This window comes from Methylotenera sp. 1P/1, from assembly GCF_000384355.1.
GTDB lineage: Bacteria > Pseudomonadota > Gammaproteobacteria > Burkholderiales > Methylophilaceae > Methylophilus.
The window spans coordinates 863,723-878,120 of sequence record NZ_ARWC01000001.1 but is presented as its reverse complement, the minus strand read 5'-3'; the positions used below and the strand labels follow the sequence as shown (position 1 = coordinate 878,120).

At 44.5% G+C, this 14,398-nt stretch carries 14 protein-coding genes; 5 read left to right on the top strand and 9 right to left on the bottom strand.

What is annotated here, in order from left to right:
* Window positions 1-12 precede the first annotated feature (12 nt).
* The gene (locus tag A3Q3_RS0104120; protein WP_020182309.1) at window positions 13-2,799 is read right to left on the bottom strand and encodes an EAL domain-containing protein; all 2,787 of its coding nucleotides are present in this window, start codon (window positions 2,797-2,799) and stop codon (window positions 13-15) included.
* Window positions 2,800-2,950: 151 nt separating this feature from the next.
* A complete protein-coding gene (locus tag A3Q3_RS0104115) occupies window positions 2,951-3,685 on the bottom strand; it encodes a heavy-metal-associated domain-containing protein (RefSeq protein WP_033424934.1) in 735 nt (244 codons plus the stop codon).
* A gap of 86 nt (window positions 3,686-3,771) precedes the next feature.
* Between A3Q3_RS0104115 and A3Q3_RS0104110 the strand changes: the two genes are divergently transcribed.
* The gene (locus A3Q3_RS0104110; RefSeq protein WP_020182307.1) at window positions 3,772-5,943 is read left to right on the top strand and encodes a YgiQ family radical SAM protein; all 2,172 of its coding nucleotides are present in this window, start codon (window positions 3,772-3,774) and stop codon (window positions 5,941-5,943) included.
* 76 nt (window positions 5,944-6,019) lie between these two features.
* Here A3Q3_RS0104110 and A3Q3_RS13625 read toward each other — a convergent pair whose 3' ends face one another.
* The gene (locus A3Q3_RS13625) at window positions 6,020-6,472 is read right to left on the bottom strand and encodes a hypothetical protein (protein ID WP_020182306.1); all 453 of its coding nucleotides are present in this window, start codon (window positions 6,470-6,472) and stop codon (window positions 6,020-6,022) included.
* Window positions 6,473-6,590: 118 nt separating this feature from the next.
* On the opposite strand from A3Q3_RS13625, the gene A3Q3_RS0104100 reads away from it, so the two are divergent.
* Window positions 6,591-7,454 (top strand): TraB/GumN family protein, encoded by an 864-nt coding sequence (locus A3Q3_RS0104100; RefSeq protein ID WP_025224512.1) that lies wholly within the window; start codon window positions 6,591-6,593, stop codon window positions 7,452-7,454.
* 68 nt (window positions 7,455-7,522) lie between these two features.
* On the opposite strand, the gene A3Q3_RS0104095 is transcribed toward A3Q3_RS0104100, so the two are convergent.
* The 5 genes from A3Q3_RS0104095 to A3Q3_RS14265 form a co-directional block, all read right to left on the bottom strand.
* Entirely contained in the window at window positions 7,523-7,903 is a 381-nt protein-coding gene (locus A3Q3_RS0104095; RefSeq protein WP_020182304.1) for a response regulator, read from the bottom strand.
* Between the two features lie 87 nt (window positions 7,904-7,990).
* Window positions 7,991-8,623 (bottom strand): response regulator transcription factor, encoded by a 633-nt coding sequence (locus tag A3Q3_RS0104090; RefSeq protein WP_020182303.1) that lies wholly within the window; start codon window positions 8,621-8,623, stop codon window positions 7,991-7,993.
* Window positions 8,624-8,684: 61 nt separating this feature from the next.
* The gene (locus A3Q3_RS0104085) at window positions 8,685-9,140 is read right to left on the bottom strand and encodes a hypothetical protein (protein WP_020182302.1); all 456 of its coding nucleotides are present in this window, start codon (window positions 9,138-9,140) and stop codon (window positions 8,685-8,687) included.
* A 14-nt stretch (window positions 9,141-9,154) separates the two neighbouring features.
* The gene (locus tag A3Q3_RS0104080) at window positions 9,155-9,574 is read right to left on the bottom strand and encodes a YqjD family protein (protein ID WP_020182301.1); all 420 of its coding nucleotides are present in this window, start codon (window positions 9,572-9,574) and stop codon (window positions 9,155-9,157) included.
* Between the two features lie 56 nt (window positions 9,575-9,630).
* Entirely contained in the window at window positions 9,631-9,786 is a 156-nt protein-coding gene (locus tag A3Q3_RS14265; protein ID WP_020182300.1) for a DUF1328 domain-containing protein, read from the bottom strand.
* 237 nt (window positions 9,787-10,023) lie between these two features.
* Here A3Q3_RS14265 and A3Q3_RS0104070 point away from each other — a divergent pair, with 237 nt between their 5' ends.
* Both A3Q3_RS0104070 and A3Q3_RS0104065 read left to right on the top strand, forming a co-directional pair.
* Window positions 10,024-11,460: a CHASE3 domain-containing protein gene (locus A3Q3_RS0104070; protein ID WP_020182299.1), complete on the top strand. Its 1,437-nt coding sequence runs from the start codon at window positions 10,024-10,026 to the stop codon at window positions 11,458-11,460.
* A gap of 118 nt (window positions 11,461-11,578) precedes the next feature.
* Window positions 11,579-12,094, top strand: a complete 516-nt coding sequence (locus A3Q3_RS0104065; protein WP_020182298.1) for a BON domain-containing protein — start codon at window positions 11,579-11,581, stop codon at window positions 12,092-12,094.
* Window positions 12,095-12,249: 155 nt separating this feature from the next.
* Here A3Q3_RS0104065 and A3Q3_RS0104060 read toward each other — a convergent pair whose 3' ends face one another.
* Entirely contained in the window at window positions 12,250-12,657 is a 408-nt protein-coding gene (locus A3Q3_RS0104060; RefSeq protein ID WP_020182297.1) for a low affinity iron permease family protein, read from the bottom strand.
* Window positions 12,658-12,806: 149 nt separating this feature from the next.
* On the opposite strand from A3Q3_RS0104060, the gene A3Q3_RS0104055 reads away from it, so the two are divergent.
* The gene (locus tag A3Q3_RS0104055; protein WP_020182296.1) at window positions 12,807-14,396 is read left to right on the top strand and encodes a glycosyltransferase family 39 protein; all 1,590 of its coding nucleotides are present in this window, start codon (window positions 12,807-12,809) and stop codon (window positions 14,394-14,396) included.
* Window positions 14,397-14,398 lie beyond the last annotated feature (2 nt).

The following is a 14,398-nucleotide window of genomic DNA, read 5'->3' as shown; positions in this document are numbered from 1 at the left end:
CAGGTGTCATGTTTAGCTAAACTTGAAAGGAGCGTGTGCTTTGGCCCACTGCATGACCTTGTTGGCTGGCATAGGCTTGGCCATGCTATGGCCTTGCACTAGGTCACACCCCAATTGCATCAGTTTTTGGGCATGGTCTGCAGACTCGACACCCTCGGCAATGACGGTGCGTTTGAATTCTTTGCAGAGTGTAATGATACTGCTCACAACAGCTAAGTCTTCGGAATCGACTAGCATGCCGTTGATAAATGAACGGTCGATCTTGATGCTGTCTACTGGCAGACGGCGCAGGTAGGTGAGTGACGAGTAGCCGGCGCCAAAATCATCAATGGCAAACGTCACCCCCAATTTTTTACATTGCTGGATGATATGGGTAACATTGTTAATCTCGCCAATCGCTGCGCTTTCTGTAATTTCAAGGTTTAAGTAGTGCGGTGGCACGTTGGGAAATTTGCTGAGCATGGCCGCCAACTTGGTTTCAAAACCTTTATCCAATAAATGATGCGCGGCAATGTTGACCGCCACATAAAAATCAAACCCAGCTAGGTGCCATTTTTTTAATTGGCCCAGTGCGTTTTCAATCACCCATTCGCTGATGTCGATGATTTGGTGTGTGTTTTCGATCAGCGGCAAAAAGTCATTGGGTAGTAATAAGCCTTTTTGTGGATGCTGCCAGCGAATCAGTGCTTCCATGCCAACGACCTGACCGGTGCGTACATTAATTTGTGGTTGAAAGTAGACGCTAAGCTGATTGTTGGAGAGTGCTTTGGCAATGTCTTCTTTGAGCTGATGTTTATCGCGTGATAATTGGGCGAGCTGTAGATCAAATAGGTGGTATTGTTTGCCGCCATGCGTTTTGGCGTGATACATGGCGTGATCGGCATGGCGCAATAATGTATCCGGTGGGTTTTTATCACCTGGGTACACGGTATAGCCTATGCTGGCCGAGATAGAGAACGCATGATTGGCGATATGAAAGGGCGCTTCTATCGCCGCCAAAATACGGTCCAGCGTTTCTGTATACTCTGTTGTGCTGTGTAAGCCGCTCAGCAGTAAGGCAAATTCATCACCCCCAAGTCGGGCCACGGTATCTTGTTTGCGTAAACTTGATTGTAGACGCTCTGCCAGCATCACCAGTAATTGGTCACCCACTTCATGACCAAACTGATCGTTGATGGGTTTGAACTCATCCAAATCCAAATAGCAAATAGCCACCACTTCTTTGGTGCGTTCTGCATGTGCTAACGTTTTTTGCAGGCTGTTTGAAAACAAAATGCGATTCGGTAGCTTGGTTAATGCATCATGGTAAGCCAAGTGTTCCAGAGATTTTTGCTGTTCTTTGGCTTGCGTAATGTCAGAAAACAACCCGACATAGTGCTGAAACTCGCCGGTTTTGGCGTGTACGGGAAACACATCTAGCCAGGCAATATAGGTTTCGCCGTTCTGATGGCGGTTCCATACCTCGCCTTGCCATTCGCCTTGCTGCTTGGTAGATTCAAAAAATTGAGAGAAAAACGCCTCGATCTGATAGGCAAAGCCTAGTGTTTCCGGATTTTTGCCTAAGGCTTCCTCTCGGCTAAATCCTGTAATCACGGTAAACGCAGGGTTCACTTCAATAATACGCGCTGTGGAGTCGGTAATGAAAATACCATCGTGCGCGTGCTCGAATACGCTGGAAGACACGCGGAGGCGATCAGCATTTTCCGTAAGTTCTGTCACCATATCGTGTATGCGCTGGCGCATGGTGAGCATGTTGCCTATCAATGTATCTGGGGGTGCATGCGTGCCATCATCATTAAAATCGCCTTGCTCTATACGGTGTACAAGGTTGTAAGCAGTTTCCGGGTCACCGCCCAAGGGTTTAAGCACAAAGCGCTTAATGGCATGCGATGCCAATAACAACAGCACGCAGCCAAATACACTACCTAGCACCAAAATCGGATAGAGGTTGCCTATGCTTTGCAAATAGGCTTCGTGTTTAGGGTAGGCAATATAAGCGTCAAAATTCCAATCTGGAATACGTTTTTTAATAATGACCCAGCGATCATCTGTTTGATTGAGGATGGATTGTGCCGCTAATGGCTGTGTGCGTTCTGAAACAAAGCGCAACTGATGATTGTAATCACGGATAGCAGCAAAGCCGGTGTCTAAAAACGACCATTGTTTAATGGCTTGATCCAGCGCTTTCACGTCTACTTTGTACCCGACATACCATGCGCCGATGACTGTACCACTTTGGTCAAACATCGGCTCATAGCCTGAGATGTAGGGCTCTCCCAAAATATCAACCACGCCGTAAAAAGCTTTTCCCTTGCGTAAAAATGGAATGGCTTTGCCAGTAGGGTCTAATTGTGTGCCGACAGCACGTGCGCTATTTTTGATTTTGACGTTGGTGGCAATGCGAATAAAAGCATCGTGGTGTTTGACAAACAAGGTGGCTGTGCCATTGCCGATGCTCGTGACACCATCGACTAAACTGCTTTGTCGGATTTGTGCTTCTTCAGCAAACGTTAAGTTAGGAATCGTCTCGCCATTGAGCACAACAGTGCCACGAATATGCGGGGTGCCAAGTGCCTCGCTATTTTTTTTCAATAGCTCCATAGAGGAGTGCACGCGCTCCTCTACCAAACTCTTGGCCATGGTGAGTAGGTGTGCAAGCTCATTGGTTTCCTGATGCGCATCTGCTTCTATTTCACGCATGTTAAGCGTGAACATGTAGACCGTGGTGGAAAGAACCGCAAATAGGCCGACAAGCAAGAGTGGTAGTAGGAAGCGTTGGAAAAAAGCTAATTTTTTCATGTTGCCGATTGATTCATATTGCCAATTTGTTCATATTATTAGTCAGGCTATTCTTATAGGAATTAAGATTCAGTCATCTCAATGATTAGTATCGGCCGTACCTCAATCTTCTGTAGTCGATACCCGTAACAAATATCACATAGATTGAGGATTAGCCGATGGATACCAGCATCCATAACGCCATGCCAGCCATCAGCAAATCCTCGATAATAGTGACGGTGCTCATTGGTAAATTAAATACAGCGCCCAAACAAGCGCAACGGATCTTTTGGCGATTACTCACTGCAATGAGTACGCCCAAGGTGGAAAATGCCATGACGATAAAAGTCACGAGGTTGAATAAACGGCTATCGCCCTGAATGAGGTAACCTATCCCTAAGCTCAACTCAATAAACGGATAGGCATAGCCGTATTGTGGAACACGTTTGGCGAGTACATCATACATGGCATAGCTGCTGGCAAATCCGGGCAGATCAAGCAGTTTAAAAAAAGAGAAAGCCAGAAAAAAACCTGCCATAAAATTTGGCATAAATCGGTGCAGTACAAACCCGCCAGCTACCCCTTCAACCGCTGAACAAACGAGCAAAATATAGGCGAATACCAATAAGAGTGGCCGATAGGTACTGAACCAAGAGCTTGATTCAATAGAAGTGGTAGGTGCAGTTGGAGATGCTATTGTGCTTAATGTGTAATGCCCCACTTGGCTAAGTGCCTGATTCAATTCATCGATATTTGCATTGGGCTGGTGCAGTGTCGCTAGTGCGGGGTCAAGTGAGACGTCTACATGCGATGCGTATTGGGATAAGGTGGCTTGAACGCGTTTAACGCAACCACCGCAGGTCATCCCGGTGACTTGATAGCTTATTTTTTTCGTTATTCCATTCATACTTCAATCATAGTACGGCTAGTACTTAAATACAACATCAAAAAAAGCTTTTAAATCAAATCATTAGCGCGTAAAATAGTTGCCCTATGGAAGTCTACACCGATAGTTTAGCCAAGCCGATTCATACCTATCGCCCATATTGGGCAAAACGTTTTGGAACAGCCTCTGTTTTACCCATGACCCGCGCTGAAATGGATGCACTGGGCTGGGATAGTTGCGACATTATTTTAGTGTCTGGTGATGCCTATGTAGATCACCCTAGCTTTGGCATTGCACTGATTGGGCGCTTGCTAGAAGCGCAAGGCTTTCGCGTAGGCATTATTGCGCAACCCGATTGGCAAAATGCGAGTGCCTTCAAAGTATTAGGTAAACCCAATTTATATTTTGGTATTACCGCAGGCAATATGGACAGCATGGTCAATCGCTATACTGCAGACCGTAAAATTCGCTCGGATGATGCTTATACGCCAGATGCTGCGCCTAATAAGCGCCCCGACCGTGCAGTGCTAGTGTACTCACAACGTTGTCGAGAAGCGTATTCGGATGTGCCGCTGGTGATTGGTAGTATTGAAGCCAGCTTGCGTCGTATTGCCCATTACGATTATTGGTCGGATAAAGTACGTCGTTCTATTTTGGTGGATTCCAAAGCAGATATTTTAGTGTACGGAAATGCTGAGCGCGCCATCATTGAGATCAGTCACCGCATTGCAAAAGGTGAGAAAGTCAGCGAAATTCAAGATATTCGTGGCACTGCATTTTTGCGTAAAGCCATTCCAGAAGGTTGGTCTGAAATTGAAAGTACCAAGCTAGACCGCCCTGGTGTGGTGGATAAACCGGTAGACCCCTATGAAATGAAAATGGGTAAAGCCGATGCCAGCTGTGCGACTGAGCCTGCTAAACCGATAATGCCTGAGGGTACCAACCCGATTCAGATTGTACGCAAACCGAAACCCGACCGTGCAACACAAGTAGTGCGATTGCCAGGCTATGAAGAGGTAATTGCCAACCCCATCATGTATGCACATGCTTCGCGCGTGTTACATTTAGAGGCTAACCCAGGCAATGCACGTGCATTGGTACAAAGGCACGGTGATCGTGAAGTGTGGTTGAACCCACCGCCCATTCCATTGACCACCAAAGAAATGGATTATGTATACGATTTGCCTTACGCGCGTAAGCCGCATCCGCTGTATAAAAATGCCAAAATTCCTGCATGGGAGATGATTCGCTTTTCTGTGAATATCATGCGTGGTTGTTTTGGCGGCTGTACTTTCTGTTCGATCACCGAACATGAAGGCCGTATTATTCAAAGCCGTAGTGAAGATTCTATCCTCAAAGAAATTGAAGAAATCCGCGACAAAGTGGATGGCTTTACAGGAATTATTTCAGACCTAGGTGGCCCGACCGCCAATATGTACCGCATTGCCTGCAAGTCGGAAACCATTGAAAAAGCCTGCCGTAAACTCAGTTGCGTATACCCTGGCGTGTGTGAAAACCTGAATACAGATCATAGCGCTTTGATTCAACTCTATCGCAAAGCGCGCGCCATTAAAGGCGTGAAGAAGATATTGATTGGTTCTGGTTTGCGTTATGACCTTGCCGTTAAATCGCCAGAATACGTTAAAGAACTCGTGCAGCACCATGTGGGCGGCTATTTGAAAATTGCGCCTGAGCACTCAGAAGACAATGTACTGAGCAAAATGATGAAACCTGGCATGGGTGCGTATGATGAATTTAAAGCCATGTTTGAGAAGTTTAGTGCTGAAGCAGGTAAGAAGCAGTATTTGATCCCTTACTTTATTGCCTCACACCCGGGAACCACGGATGAGGACATGCTGAATTTAGCGCTTTGGCTCAAAAAGTATGAGTTTAGATTAGACCAAGTGCAAAACTTTACGCCCACACCGATGGCGATGGCGACCGCCATGTACCATTCAGGCAAGAATCCGCTACGCAAAGTGACGGAGGACTCCGAAGATGTGCCTGTGGCCAAATCGGGCAGTGTGCGCAAGCTACATAAAGCCTTTATTCGTTACCATGATCCAGCCAACTGGCCGATGTTGCGTGAGGCGCTTAAACGCATGGGCAGAGCCGATTTGATTGGGCCGGGTAAAAAGCAATTGGTGCCAGCGTTCCAGCCAGCGGTAATGGCGAATATTAAGCAGTCAGATGGGACGAGCTTTAAAGCCAAACCGTTGCCGAAAGCCTTTGCCAATTTTAAAAATGCGGCTAGACCAGCGTTTAAGAAATCAAAATAAGCGCTACATTTAAACTGGCAATAAAAATGTAGCGCCGGATATTTTAAGATGCTCTGTTATTTGAGAGCGTCTTATTTTATTTTAAAGCGTCTTGAATTTTCTTCATATCTACATATTTACTCAACCCAGATGTAAATTCCGCACCAACTGCTGGATTGCTCATGAGCTCTTGCATGGCTAGTCTACCTAGCGACTCGAAAGCAGTTCTAAGAGCTGTGGGATCCTCTAAGTCGGTTGCAATTTTAATCTCATTTCTACAATCGACCGAAAGTAAGCGCGTCAATAGTCTGCCATTGGTCATATTGATCTCCTCTAGCTTTTCTGGGGGTAGGTTGGCGATACTGCTGACTTCCGGGTGCTTAGTCATTGCCGCAAATACCCATCTTGCTAAATTCACTCTATCTTTGCCCGTTGTCGAGTTTGCCAAGCAAGTCCCGACTGCATCTGCAGCTGGCCCTGCATAAGCAACTGATGTAAACAATAACGGGAGTAACAATAGGAGAGACGTGCTGAACTTGTGAATTGACATATGGATTCTTTATTGTGGTTTTTAGATGATAGAAAATTATACTTGAAGATGGATATGTTTGAACTATCAACTGATTTGTATAGACTATGAGTACAGTTCAACAACCATTTAGGCCATCATGAGAATTGACTCAATCAAGCAATATTGCATCGCAATGATATTATTGGGTTGTGCACTGACAGCGCAAGCCGCAGAAAAAGGGTTGTTCTGGAAAATGGAATCGCCTGCTGGCGTGACCAGTTATTTGTTTGGCACCATGCATACCGATGACAATCGCGTCACTGAGTTTTCCCCAGAGGTGCTCAATGCGCTGAATCAGGTAGACACATTTATGATGGAAGTCTCCCCAAGCCAAGACCCTAAATTATTAATGTTGCAAGAAGGTAATATCGCTCAACTGATGACGAATGAAGAATTTGAGCAAGTGCGTGAGTTGGCAGATTTTCATGTCATGCACCTAGGCGCTGCCATGCAGATGAAACCGTGGCTATTGGCGGTTATTTTTGATTTGCCCAAACCACAGACACCATTTGCACAAGATAATTTACTTATGACCAAATCAGAAGATTTGTCGAAAGATGTGGAAGGCATTGAGACAGCCCAAGAGCACTTTGGCGTAATGGATGATTTTAGCTTGGATGAGCAAATGGTTATGTTACGTGCGGTACTTAAGCGTACGCCCAAGCAAAAAGAAAAGGATTTTGAAAGACTAATGAGTGCTTATTTAAAAGGGGATGCTGAGCAGATTGCCAATTTAGATGCGCAAATCACAGGGGGCATGTTACCAGCACCATTGTGGGAAAAAATGCGTACCAAGCTGCTTGATGAGCGCAATGTGGTGATGGCAGAACGTGGTATTGCTAAAGCTAACGCACAAGCAACCTTTATCGCGGTTGGCGCATCACATTTGGCGGGTAACTCAGGGTTGATCGCCGCATTTAAAAAAGCCGGGTATAAGTTAACGCCGCTCAACATGCGTTAGCGCGTGGCTAGATGATTGCTATATTAGATGATTGTTATATTAGGGTGATTGCTATATTAGGGTGATTGCTATACGAAATACTTAGATTCGTTTTCGATGGTTTGAATGGCAGTTTCAAAATCCATCGATTTATCGTAAAAGTATTTAACGCCCAACTGACGCGCAAGGCTTTTGTAGTAGCCATTCGCATGGTTGGTCAGCATCAGTGTGAGAGGTGCTTTGAACGCGTAATCCGGGTTCATTGTATGTTTGACCACTTCAAAACCATTGCCTTGCGCTAGCTCAATATCGGCAATCATAAAGTCGTATTGTTTGGTGTCGAGCAGTTGGATCGCGTCCTGTTTATTGGTCGCATAATCGTCTATCGAAACATGTTCGCAGACTTTCAACATTTCTATAATCGATTCCCGCAACAACCGAGAATCTTCCACCAATAACACACGCATCATATATATAAAATCTTCACTATTACGTTCGACATTTCACAGTTTAAAACATCATCTCAAGTACTTCTATCGGGTTTTGTCCTACACAACCTAAGTGACCAGCGCATATTTAATGGCATAGTAAGTGAGGTCTGCGTTGGTCTTTAAGCTCATTTTTTCCAAAATGCGGGTGCGATAAGTGCTCACAGTTTTAATGCTGATATGCAATTCTTCTGCAATTTCTGTTGGGGTAGATCCACTGGCTAGTTTGAAAAACACCTGAAATTCGCGTTCGGAAAGCAGTTCATGCAGTTGTTTTTCAGATGGATGGCTGAGTTCATTGGTCATGAGTTCAGCTAACTGCGATGAGATATAGCGCTTGCCTTGTGCAATAGTACGTATCGCAAGAATGATTTCATCTGAGTCAGCATCTTTAGACAAGTAACCTTTGCAGCCGCTACGCATCAAGTTGAGCGCATACTGCTCTTCGGCATAGCCGCTGAGTACCAGTACCGGCAAATCGGGTGCAATATGCTTGAGGTCACGCAAGGTGTCCACGCCATTTTTATCGGGCATGGAAATATCCAGCACGACAATATCATATCTATTTTTACGAATAAGGTTTAACGCCTCTGCGCCTGAAGTGGCCTCATCAGCAACTTCAAGGTCAGATTCCAACGCGATTAAATTACGCAAACCCTGTAATACGATTTTATGGTCATCGACCAATAGAATTTTTTTCATGCGCAATTCCCAACTAAGCAAATATTTTGTTGATTAAACCACATATTGAAAACCGCTTGGACTAGCGGTTTGCTTCATCTGAGGTGTCGGCTGTGCCGTCTAATCCTAGTCTAAACGATTGCCAATCTTTTGCGATGAGTTCGCTGGTTTCTTCTAAGAGTGGCTTTTTCTTCCAAGAGGTTTTAATTACACCAAAAATAAGTGCACTGATGCACAACGGCACTAACATAGCGACTCCTAAAATTAGATTGCGATCCGGGCTTTGCCAGGCCGTGGCAAACAGCCACATTAAGCCCAGCAATCCACTAAAAATAATCGCGGAAAACATCACTAAAAACCCAATAAAGCTGTTCACCATGCGTTGCACATCGCGCGTTACATTCTGCTTAATGTATTTGACTCGGCTCTCGGCATAATCTGCCGCATTTTCCTTTACGTCACGTAAGTCTTGTTTCGCTTCGGAAATACGGTTGCCAATTAGATAGAACGCAACAAATTTAACGATAGATGCAAGCATGGTCTGGGCTTTCTTTATTTTGAAGATTGCTTTGAGCCTAACACATAACCCAATAGCAAGCCTACCCCCGCAACCAGTACGAGTGTACCTACTGGGTTTTCGCGCACAGTTTCAGCAGCACGTTCTTTAGTCGTGGCATAAGCATTCACCACTTCATCGGTGACTACTGCTTTCAGTTCGGCGGCTTTGTCTGTCACTTGGTCTTTTAGACTATTTATTTTAGAGGCTTGTGTGTGTTCATTAATAAGGGACTTTAAGCTATGGATGAGTGATTGCGCCTGATCTTTCGCCTCTTCAGTCTTATCGACGACTTTGTCGGACAGGTTAGTGGTAGACGCTTTAATTTTATCGCTTACTTTTTCCACAACTTTGTTACTTTCCTGCGCCAATTGATCAGCTTTTGTTGTGACGGGTTCTTTACCTAAATTAAACATGATGGACTCCTAAAAAATGAATCATTTACTAAAAGGTGCTCACTAATAATGCGTGATTAGCCTCTGGATTTTAAAAATGAAATAATGGTCAATATCAAAAATACAAAAAAGAGTATTTTGGCGATACTGGCAGCACCGGCTGCAATGCCACCAAAGCCCAGTACTGCGGCAATGAGCGCAATGACAAAAAATACTACGGTGTAATGAAGCATGGTGTTCTCCTAAAAACGTAGGGCTTGAGTGATTGCCTACAACGTATTGCCATATTAAGAAGATTGGCTGGCAAAGGTGAGTGGGGAACGTCTGAATTCAGCGTAGGAAAGCGCCTACACGTGGGCCACCCACGTATGTGGGGATCAAGTATGTGGAGATAAGAAGTGCCATGAACAAAAAGGTAAAACAGGTGAAGCATGTTATGCTGACGGTCCTGTTTCAAAGAATGTAACGCAATGCAAAAACTCGTTAATTTAATGTTTGCCAAGTTAGACCAATTGTTCAATATCTTTGGCGGCCGCAATATTACGTTATTAGGTATTTCTCTCATTGTTACCATCTTCAGCTTATTCTTTAATGAGAATTGGCTGCATACGGCTACGGAAAAATCAGCAGAGATCGCACAGTTGAATCGCCTGATGCAAGAGGTGCAACAGTTGCAGAGCAGTGTCTATAAAGCTGAAAGTTCCCAACGGGGCTACTTACTGACCAACGCTAAAGAGTATTTGCTACCTTATGATATAGGTGTGGATGACGCCAAAAAAGGCCTGCAATCTATCAATACCGCCTTACTTGCATTAACCCCCGCTGAAGCCTATAAAAAAGAGCAGACGATTTTAAGCAAGCTATCTGCCGATGTGGGCGCCAAAATCTCCGAAATGAATGTGACGCTGGAATTTGCGACCGATGGCAAAATGGTGGATGCCAAGAAAATTGTGAAGTTAGACAGTGGTTTGATGCAGATGCACACCATTAACCACAACATTGAGTTATTGCAAAACGCGTTGAAACAGCGTTTGCAAGTGGTATATGAGGCACGTAATTTAACGCGTATGGTCATTCGCACCTCCGTCATTGCTGGGCCGATTGTGCTGATTTTTTTAGTGGTGCTGGTGATTAAGCAGCTATTAAAAGAGTTGGCAGATAAGGCCTTGCTACAGCAACAGTTATCCGATGAGAATCTACAACATGAGAAACATGCGATAGAGCAAAGCAAGCTGTTGCGTAGCCTGGCCTTAGACTATCAGGCCGATGTAGAACGGGAGCGACATAAACTAGCCAGAGAGTTGCACGATGAGTTGGGCTCTATTCTTACCGCTTCTAAAATGGATATCGCCTGGGTGATTAAATCTCTGGCGAAATCCCATCCGGAAATTGCGGACAAACTCAAAAAAACCAATACCTATTTGGATCAAGGCATTAACTTTAAGCGACAAGTAGTGCAAGAGTTACATCCTGCTATGATTTCAACTTTTGGCTTTTGGCCTGCATTGCGTGCATTGATTGACGATGCGGTTGAGCGCAACCAATGGGAGCTCACGATAACATTGCCAGACGAAGGCACAGTGATACATGAAACCATTAGTTTGGTGGCGTACCGCATTGTGCAAGAGACACTCAATAATTGTAATAAGTATGCCAAAGCAACCACACTGTCTATTCATATGATTAGCGATGACAAGCACTTGAAAATCGAAATTCAAGACAATGGCGTAGGCATTGATTTAGATAAACTCGAAGCAACTACACACGGTTTGAGTGGAATGCGTCATCGTGTTTTAGCCATTGGCGGACACTTTGAAGTGTCCAGTGGGATAGGCAAGGGGCTGTTTACGCGCGCTATCCTGCCTTTGGATGTGAAATTATCCGAACCTACATTCACCACGTTGTAGTCTTCCTCTGACAGCAGAATCAGAGAATGTTCGACTGACGTAGGCGTTTGGTCTCTCTACTATGGCATACACAAAACACAGTCAGTTTTGTGTATGCAAACCATAGAGGAGATACAACATGAATTATGCCAACATTAAGAGAACAACACTTATATTAGCCATGGGGGCAGCTGGTTTTTCATTTCACGCCAGTGCATTTGATACTGACCAAGTGCAAGATAGTCAAACCTCGTACGCAGAACAGTTTAACCAGTTAGATGTAAGCGGTAATGGCTTACTGACCTGGCCAGAGGCTGCTAAAGACAAATCGCTGAACAGTAAGCAATTTGCCAAAGCAGATAAAGACCATGACGGCTCACTGGATAAAGATGAATATGCCGAAATTAAAACTGAACTTGGTCAAAAGAAAGTCTCACAAGTCGTGAGTGACAGTGTGATTACTACTAAAGCTAAAGCAAAGTTATTGGCTGAAGAGTCACTCAAGTCACTGAAAATTAGTGTAGAAACCTACAAAGGTGAAGTCATTCTAAGCGGTTTTGTGAATAATGAAGCTACTAAAGCAAAAGCTGAAGAAGTAGTGGCCTCGATTGAGGGCGTTAAGTCTGTTAAAAATGGTTTAGTGGTCAAAGGCTAATCCATTTGAATTAAATTAAGCATTGCTCGCTCAAAAAACCACACCATTTGGTGTGGTTTTTTTATGCTTTCATTCACAGCTACAATGGATAGAGTTGTAGCTGTGATTTAGTGTTGTACGTGGTCACAGCATACCCGGTATGAAACGTAATACGTTTAAGCCTCCGGAATGTCAGTATCTATTAGGCCTTGCAATAACTCTTCTCTGGCTGATTTTGCAAGTGCTTGGTATTTGGTGCGAAAAGCATCCAACTCTTCCTCTTCAATTTCCTCTAGATCCAACAGTGCATTGTGAGCACCCTTGGTAACACGAATCAATTCATCTAGTTTGACTTGAATAGCTTCAGTATCTCGGTTCTGCGTGTTCTGAATTAAAAACACCATCAAAAAGGTCACAATCGTTGTACCAGTGTTAATCACTAGCTGCCAGGTGTCGCTAAAGTTAAACAGCGGCCCTGAAATGATCCATACAAGAATAACCCCAGCAGCAATAGCAAATGTGATGGGCTTTCCACTGAAGTGCGCAATGGCTCTTGCAAGATGCGAATACCAAGCTTTGGTCATGTCTATCTCCGTTAAGTCAATCTACTTTTGGCTATAGATTAGCATTCATTGCACAATAATTGCATCACACATGCTGGTTCCCTTCCGTTACTGGTAAATTTGGTTGATAATCACGCACTTTTTATAAAAATTAATTGATCACATTACCCATGCATTCCAATCAATATCGCATCGCTAGTTATGGCATTTTCGTTATCTTAGTATTGTTTACTTTGCTGACGTTTCGTCATTACGGTATCAGTAACGATGAGGAGGTGCAGCATGTGTATGGGCGTCTTTTATTAGAGTTTTACCAATCCGGCTTTAGTAACCAATCTGCCTTTCATTATAAAAATCTTTATTTATATGGAGGGTTCTTTGATGTCATTGCCGCGATTCTTGAAAAACTGACCACCATGTGGCTGTGGGATATGCGGCACTTACTTTCCGCAGCTTTCGGGCTATTGGGATTTTTAGCCGTGTATAAAATTGCTGTTACGCTTGGTTCTACGCGTACTGGCTTTTTAGCTTTATTGCTATTGGCACTGACGGCAGCGTGGAGCGGCGCCATGTTTACGCATACCAAAGATATTCCATTTGCCACTTGCATGACTTGGGCGCTGTATTACACCGTGCAGTTGTCCCGGCACTTGCCTAAAATCCCACTCAATATAAGTTTGAAGTTGGGTGTGGCGGTAGGGTGCGCCTTAGGCATGCGTATTGGCGGTGGTTTTGCGGTCGTGTATTTAATCTTAGCATTGTTGGTTGCCAGTTTAATTGTAAAGAAAAACTGGTCGGCTAGAGTGCAATGCTTATCAGTCAGTGCATGGTATTTGTTACCGGCTGGCTTGGTTGCTTTTGCTATCATGGCCGTTTTTTGGCCATGGGGAGTGATGTCACCGGATCATCCGGCCGAGGCGATCAAAGCTTTCTCAAACTTTTCATTTAATATGCTGACCATCGATGACGGTATGGTCACCAGTATCGGAGAAGTGCCAAGAACCTATTTGCTTAATTATTTAATGGTCAGGTTGCCTGAAGTGTTTTTATTAGGCTTGTTAAGCTTGTGCCTAGTGGTGATGGCCAATTATAAAAAAGCAGGTAGCTATTTAACCTCTCAACATGCGCTGCTGTTAAGCCCTGTGGTGATTGCCGTGGCTTTTCCGCTGGCATTTGTACTGATCACTAAGCCAGCTTTGTATAATGGCGTGAGACACTTTACCTTTGTGTTGCCGCCACTGGCAGTATTGGCTGCGTTGGGGATTGATCAGGCATTGAATGCGTTGCAATGGTCTAAGCGTGTAAGCTTGGCATATGCCACGGTAGTAGCGGCTTTATCTGTGGTGACATTGAGTGTGCTGATCCATTTGCATCCATACGAATATATTTTTTATAACCATTTAGCCGGCAACCCTGCCATTGCCGAAAAGCAATGGGAGAGCGATTATTGGTCTAGTAGTTTACGTGAAGCATCCAAGGCGCTCATGAGCACACCGATACCTGCCAGAACAGCGCCTTATTTGGTGGCGGTATGTGCAGAGTCGTTTCAAGGCAGCGCTTATTTAGATCAGCGCTTTGAGGTGACCAAAAACTGGGATGCCGCAGATTTTTATATGTCATCGACCAATATGAACTGCGATCAAGTATTACAAGGTAAAGTGATTGCAGAAGTAAAGCGGCTTGGTACACTATTGGCAGTAGTAAAAGATAGGAGACAGTTGGAAGGAGAGGCGCGTTATGCAAGGCCAGCACCCAATTGAGA